Genomic DNA, 6,454 nt, shown 5'->3' with positions numbered 1-6,454 from the left:
GCTCAAGTTTTACTCGACTTACTGATTAGCTGCTTGCCTCGCTAAGCGTTGCCTGCTCTGCCGTCTCAGTGGGGTCGCATTATAGGGAGAACAGATTTTTACGCAAGCATTTTTTAAAGAAAACTTGAAATAAAGTGCTGTTCGCTCGATTTACGACCGAAACACCTTAAAACCGCTAGTTTAGTAGTCAATTCACTTCCTCTCTGGCCATTTTATAGGCTCTACTGCTATCATCAGCTTTAATAGCTTTTATTTCATTAGGTGTTCTATGACTATCCGTTCTTATAAAGGAGTTACTCCTACTTTTAATCAATCTGTCTATATAGATGAATCAGCAGTATTGGTCGGTGATATTACACTGGGTGACCACAGCAGTGTTTGGCCATTAGTCGCGGCTCGGGGCGATGTAAACTATATCCGAATTGGTGAGCGTACCAATATACAAGATGGCAGCGTGTTGCATTTAACTCGCTCAAGTAAAAGCAACCCAGATGGTTACCCTCTCGTTATTGGCGACGATGTTACAGTTGGTCATAAAGTAATGTTACACGGGTGTCGTTTAGGTAATCGTATCTTAGTTGGTATGGGCGCTATTGTTATGGATAATGCTATTGTCGAAGATGATATAATTATAGGTGGTGGCTCATTAGTCCCTCCTAATAAACGTCTAGAATCAGGCTACCTTTATGTTGGTAGCCCTGTTAAGCAAGCCCGCCCTTTAACAGAGCAAGAGCTTAGCTTTTTAAAAATATCTGCCAATAATTATGTTGAGCTAAAAGACGAGTATTTAGCAGAAAGCTAGAGTCTATTGACCTTTCAAGATTGAATTTGCAGCAGCCTGTTTGGTATTTAGGCAAGACAGCGCCTTTGTAGTGTGGTTGTTCCCCATAAAGAGGCGATAACGCCGCATTAATGCCAAACAGGCGCTGCCCGAAGGGTTCTGTCTAGGGAAAATTTACTCTTTGCTGCTCGGTTTTTACTTAGCCCACTAGGTTACAAACCTCGTGCTGCGATTAAACAACCCCTAGTTTGAACAAATTTTAATCCGCTAAGGTCAACAGACTCTAAGTAAGTGCCGTTATTTCAATTTGTCCAGCTGAGTTATACTCTTCATCTTCGATGAGTTGCTCAGCAAGTTCTTCATAGTCAAAACGCAGTGATTCAAAATGTTGTTTTGCCGCTGCCATGTCTGAGATTAATAAGCTTTGCATATTCACAATACACTCAACCATGAGTCCGCTAACTTGCGCATAAAAGGTTAATAGCTGAGTTTGATCATCAAATTCGACTCTATCTATAAATTGAATTGCTTGATTCATGTAAGCTCCCCAGCTTTTAATGCACTAACGACGGGTAGTATCTCTGGCATTTTATTGCGCCACACATAATATGCTTGTGCGGCTTGGCCAACTAACATACCACTGCCATCTAATACTGAAATATTTGGTTTAGTATCTTGAGCCCACTGCATAAATAAAGTGTTTTTAAGCGAATAGAACATATCATAAGCGCAATCACAGTGATTAAGGTGTTTTTTATCAAGCCCTGGCAACTCATTATGCACACTACTGGATGTTGAGTTAATAATTAGCGAGTAATCACCTTCTGGTAAATCATCAAATCCGTAACCAATAACTTTGCCGTATTTAGAAAATAGCTCAGCCAGTGTATTTGCTTTTACGGCTGTACGATTCACAATAACAATTTCACTAGGCTGCTGAGCTAAAAGCGGCAACACCACGCCACGGGCAGCACCACCAGCACCAATTAACAGTATTTGCTTATCTTTTATAGCAACTTTGTTTGCTAGTAAGTCATTTACAAATCCTACACCATCGGTGTTATCACCAAGTAAGCGGCCATCATCAAGTAATTTAATGGTATTTACTGCACCAACAATTTTAGCGAGTTCTGTACGCTCGTCGACCAGTTCAAATGCTTGCTCTTTAAATGGCATGGTTACATTCGCTCCCAGCCCACCTTGAGCAAAAAAGTCAGTCACTGATTTTTTAAAGCCATCAATCGGTGCTAATATTGCGCGGTAATCAATTTGCTCACCTAACGAGGTTGCAAATTGCGTATGTATAGCGGGTGATTTTGAGTGTTCGATTGGGTTTCCAAAAACCGCATATTTGTCCATGTTCAAGCAACCTCTTTGCACAGTAAACACTGTTAATTAACGATGATAAAATTATGATTAGACGACTTTTCTCAAAATCGAAACCAGCAGAGCCACAACAAGCCCCCACGCCAGAAAAAACACCTTATCAGATGATGGGCGGTGAAAAAGGTGCACGTGCTCTGTCTGATAGATTCTACGATATAATGGCGAGCGATGAATACGCCAAACCGTTATATGATATGCATCCTCAGCCATTAGACCGTATACGCCAAGTATTTTTTGAGTTTTTATCAGGTTGGTTAGGCGGCCCAGACTTGTTTGTAGAAAAGCACGGCCATCCGATGCTACGAAAACGCCATATGCCGTTCCATATTGATCAGGACTTACGCGATCAATGGATGCATTGCATGAACAAGGCGTTAGATGCTGAGATTGATAATCCATTACTGCGTGAAGGGCTGCGTAAATCTTTAGCACAATTAGCCAGCCACATGATTAACCAGCATTAAACTTTTATTTAGCTCTTATACAAAAAGGCGCTAATTAGCGCCTTTTTGATTACTGTGTAATTCTTATAACTGCCATTCTCTTGCTATCAACTCACTTGGTTGACTATTTAGCCAACCTTGGGGGCGTAAGTAATATTGATATAACTTCGCTTCAGCACTGTCAGCCTCTGGTTTATAATTATACTCCCAGCGAGCAAGTGGTGGCATCGACATTAAAATGGATTCAGTTCGGCCTCCTGTTTGTAAGCCAAACAAAGTTCCTCTGTCCCAAACAAGGTTAAACTCAACATAACGACCACGACGATATAATTGGAAGTCACGTTGTTGCTGAGTGTACTCGTCGTTTTTACGTCGTTCAATAATCGGTAAATAAGCATTAAGAAAACCATTACCAACCGCTTGCATAAAGGCGAAGCTCTCTTCAAACCCTTGTTCATTAAGATCATCAAAGAATAAACCACCAACACCCCGTGTTTCGTCGCGATGCTTAATATAAAAATATTCATCACACCACTTTTTATATTTCGGGTATACGTCATCACCAAATGGCGCACAAAGGTCACTCGCAACTTGGTGCCAATGCTTAACATCGTCAAACACTGGGTAAAAAGGCGTTAAATCAAAGCCGCCACCAAACCACCAAATAGGCTGTTCCCCTTCTTTTTCAGCAATAAAAAAGCGTACATTCGCGTGGCTCGTTGGAATGTGTGGGTTTTTAGGATGAATAACCAGTGAAACACCACAAGCGTGAAAACTTCGACCAGCAAGCTCAGGGCGATGCGCCGTTGCAGATGCAGGCATAGAAGCGCCAAAAACATGCGAGTAGTTAACACCACCTTGTTCAATAACATGACCATCACGAATAACCCGAGTGCGACCACCGCCACCTTCAGCTCGCTGCCAACTATCTTCAACAAACTTAGCGCTGCCATCAACTTGTTCTAAGCCTTGGCAAATGCTGTCTTGCAATGCCATTAAATAGGTTTTTACTTGTTCGAGTAGGTTACTGTGCATTGCTTATCCTCTAAATACTTTGCCGGTCATTACGTCTTTAATGGTGCTAGGTTGTGTATTGCCGCCAAGCGGTTCATCGACATAAAAGGCAACCTGCTCAGCAAACTCACTTTTAGCCATTGCTATACTGGTGACCGTCTCTTGTCCAGATAAATTAGCACTGGTTGAAACCAAAGGCTTACCTAGCTCCTGACACAAGCGCTTTACTGTAGGGTGATCAGTTACACGCACAGCAATAGTATCAAACTGTCCGGTTAGCCATTTAGGTGTATTTTTAGCTGCAGGCATCACCCAGGTAATCGCACCTGGCCAGCTAGAGAAAATATCAGCTCGCTTATCCATTGGGATTTTTGCATCATCAATATATTTTAATAACTGACCATAATTGTCAGCAATTAAAATCAGCCCTTTTTCGACTGGACGCTGTTTAATTGCTAATAAGCTTGCTACGGCCTGTTGGTTATCGGGGTCGCAACCTAAGCCAAATACAGCTTCAGTTGGGTAAACAATTACACCACCTTGCTTTAATGCATCAACAACAGTTAAAGGTGAAGGGATTGGATCTGTCACACAAATCTCCAAATACAATAAAAGTTAAGCGTTTTACTCGCTGACAGTGATTTTATGCGAGCAACTTTTCTGTGGGCATTGTAACACAACGCTGTTGGTCATTTGCTTTTGCATCATGACTGGCCACAGGCACTCAGGGCAAGTGTGCTCAATAGGTTTAAAATTAAGGGTGTATTTACAGCTTGGGTAGCTATCACAGCAATAAAAAGTTTTACCAAACTTATTACTACGCGCAACTAACTGCCCTTTTTTACATTTAGGGCAAGCAGGTAACACTTCAGCATCGGGCTCTTTTTCATCGTGAACAATGTAATGGCACTCGGGATAGCCGGTACAACCAATAAACATACCGTAACGGCCATTTTTAACCACCAGCGGATTACCACATTCTGGGCACGGACTGTCATCAAGTACTTTTATTTGCTGAGTATCGTGTTGAGCTAGAGGGCGAATAAAATCACATTTAGGATAGCTTGCACAACCTAGAAAAGGCCCGCTTTTACTGTTACGGATCACTAATTCAGAACCACATTGAGGGCAAATTTCGACTTCTTTTTCGAGGGCATGCTGATTAGCAGAGAAAAGCGAATGATCTATTTTACTCATGTGATTCCAAAGCGACTGGCTAATTTTCGCCTAATATACCCAAACTAATTAAAGATACAAGCTAATGTAATACCTCTGCTGGCTCATCAAAAATAAGATCTTCCATTTGCGAATAAGCTAACTCAGAGCCTGGCACATTAAAGAGCACCATTAACACCACCCATTTTAAGTCATCTAGGCCGATATAAGGTTTATCTAAAGCAAACAACCGATCCATTACCATTTCTCTGGTTTCATTATTGATTACACCTATTTGCTCTACAAACATTAGAAATCCACGGCATTGTGTACTAAGCATCTGACACTCACTATCAGTAAAAATACGCACAGCGTGTTGCGGGTAAGCATTTAAATAAGGAACTTCATCACTGTGTTGTAAGTCTGCGAGTTGCTCTAGCCAATCAAGAGCTTTGAAGATTTCGGGTTTATTAAAGCCTGCGCGCAATAGCTCATCGGTGAGCTCATTTTGCTCAACAAAGACTTCAGCTTCACTATGAATATAGTTTTCAAACAAATACATGAGGATATCGAACATATTAGTTTCCTCCCAATTTGATATAGCCGTCTAAAACTCGCTCTACTTTGTCATCTAATTCCAAGTCAAGTAAACGAGTCTGCACTTTCTCAATCGACCATTGGCAGCGTCGAGCAATTACATCAACCGGTGTAACTTCAAAACCTACGCTTTTCAGTACGTCGCATTCAGGCTTATTTTCAACAGGCTCATCTATATTATATAGACTGTTTTGACCAAAAAAGCTCACTTCCTCTAAAATATCACTAACATTTTCGACTAACTTTGCCCCCTGTTTTATTAAAAAATGACTCGCTTGTGATAGTGGATTTTTAATAGAGCCGGGTACTGCAAACACCTCTTTATTTTGCTCAAGTGCATATCGAACGGTAATTAACGAGCCACTTTTAATCTCAGCTTCCACAATTAAAACCCCTAGGGATAACCCAGATATAATACGATTACGACGCGGAAAATTATTCGCATTGGCAGCTGTTCCTGGTAAAAACTCACTGACTAATAAGCCACTATTTAATACTTGATCAGTTAAAAGCTTATGCCGTTTAGGGTAGTAAACATCCACACCGGTACCTAATACTGCAATGGTGTTTCCCGTTCCGGCGAGTGCGCCTTTGTGAGCTGCACCGTCAATGCCCAGCGCCATACCTGATGTAACAGTTAAATTGGCTTCGCTGAGCTGATGTGCAAATTGAGCGGCTATTTCGAGCCCGATGGGCGTTGCATTTCGGCTGCCGACGATGGCTATTTGTGGACTGGTTAAAAGCGCCAAGTCACCACGACAAAATAGTAATAATGGGGCGCTGGCAATCTGTTTTAACAATGGCGGATAACGCGAATCAAAATAACTAATAACTTCAATGTCGGAAGCTAATATTAGTTTTTCGTAGTGCTCAACAAGTTGCCAATCCGTTGCCACCAAATTTGTAGCGACTTGCTGGTTGAGGCCTGATTCAAGCAGTTGCTGATAAGATAAGCCTGCGAGATTTTCTAATGGCACTTTTTCAGCGAGTGCCAACAGCGTTTTAACACCCAGACCTTTGCATAAATAAAATACAAGCCAATGTGTTAGCTTGCCGTATGACTGTTCCATGCTCTCTC

At 41.6% G+C, this 6,454-nt stretch carries 9 protein-coding genes; 2 read left to right on the top strand and 7 right to left on the bottom strand.

Annotated elements, in window-relative coordinates:
- Positions 1 to 268 precede the first annotated feature (268 nt).
- Positions 269 to 802, top strand: coding sequence for a gamma carbonic anhydrase family protein (locus ACFI4Z_RS17095; protein ID WP_462671609.1), 534 nt, complete (start codon positions 269 to 271; stop codon positions 800 to 802).
- Positions 803 to 1,064: 262 nt separating this feature from the next.
- On the opposite strand, the gene ACFI4Z_RS17090 is transcribed toward ACFI4Z_RS17095, so the two are convergent.
- A complete protein-coding gene (locus ACFI4Z_RS17090; RefSeq protein ID WP_462671608.1) occupies positions 1,065 to 1,319 on the bottom strand; it encodes a DUF1488 family protein in 255 nt (84 codons plus the stop codon).
- A complete protein-coding gene (gene aroE / locus ACFI4Z_RS17085; RefSeq protein WP_462671607.1) occupies positions 1,316 to 2,140 on the bottom strand; it encodes a shikimate dehydrogenase in 825 nt (274 codons plus the stop codon). The genes ACFI4Z_RS17090 and aroE overlap by 4 nt, the downstream gene beginning before the upstream one ends.
- Before the next feature lie 53 nt (positions 2,141 to 2,193).
- Between aroE and ACFI4Z_RS17080 the strand changes: the two genes are divergently transcribed.
- A complete protein-coding gene (locus ACFI4Z_RS17080; RefSeq protein ID WP_462671606.1) occupies positions 2,194 to 2,631 on the top strand; it encodes a group II truncated hemoglobin in 438 nt (145 codons plus the stop codon).
- 63 nt (positions 2,632 to 2,694) lie between these two features.
- On the opposite strand, the gene hemF is transcribed toward ACFI4Z_RS17080, so the two are convergent.
- From hemF to dprA, 5 genes are all read right to left on the bottom strand, one after another.
- Positions 2,695 to 3,645 (bottom strand): oxygen-dependent coproporphyrinogen oxidase, encoded by a 951-nt coding sequence (gene hemF / locus ACFI4Z_RS17075; protein WP_462671605.1) that lies wholly within the window; start codon positions 3,643 to 3,645, stop codon positions 2,695 to 2,697.
- A 3-nt stretch (positions 3,646 to 3,648) separates the two neighbouring features.
- Complete coding sequence (tsaC, locus tag ACFI4Z_RS17070) at positions 3,649 to 4,215, bottom strand: L-threonylcarbamoyladenylate synthase type 1 TsaC (protein WP_237114058.1); 567 nt, start codon at positions 4,213 to 4,215, stop codon at positions 3,649 to 3,651.
- 33 nt (positions 4,216 to 4,248) lie between these two features.
- Positions 4,249 to 4,821, bottom strand: coding sequence for a DNA topoisomerase family protein (locus tag ACFI4Z_RS17065; protein ID WP_462671604.1), 573 nt, complete (start codon positions 4,819 to 4,821; stop codon positions 4,249 to 4,251).
- 61 nt (positions 4,822 to 4,882) lie between these two features.
- Positions 4,883 to 5,356, bottom strand: a complete 474-nt coding sequence (locus ACFI4Z_RS17060; RefSeq protein WP_394193878.1) for a DUF494 family protein — start codon at positions 5,354 to 5,356, stop codon at positions 4,883 to 4,885.
- A gap of 1 nt (position 5,357) precedes the next feature.
- The gene (dprA, locus tag ACFI4Z_RS17055; protein WP_462671603.1) at positions 5,358 to 6,446 is read right to left on the bottom strand and encodes a DNA-processing protein DprA; all 1,089 of its coding nucleotides are present in this window, start codon (positions 6,444 to 6,446) and stop codon (positions 5,358 to 5,360) included.
- Positions 6,447 to 6,454 lie beyond the last annotated feature (8 nt).

The organism is Pseudoalteromonas sp. RWi3 (assembly GCF_054960735.1).
Note: the sequence above shows the minus strand (reverse complement) of the source record. Positions and strands in the feature narration are given on the sequence as shown.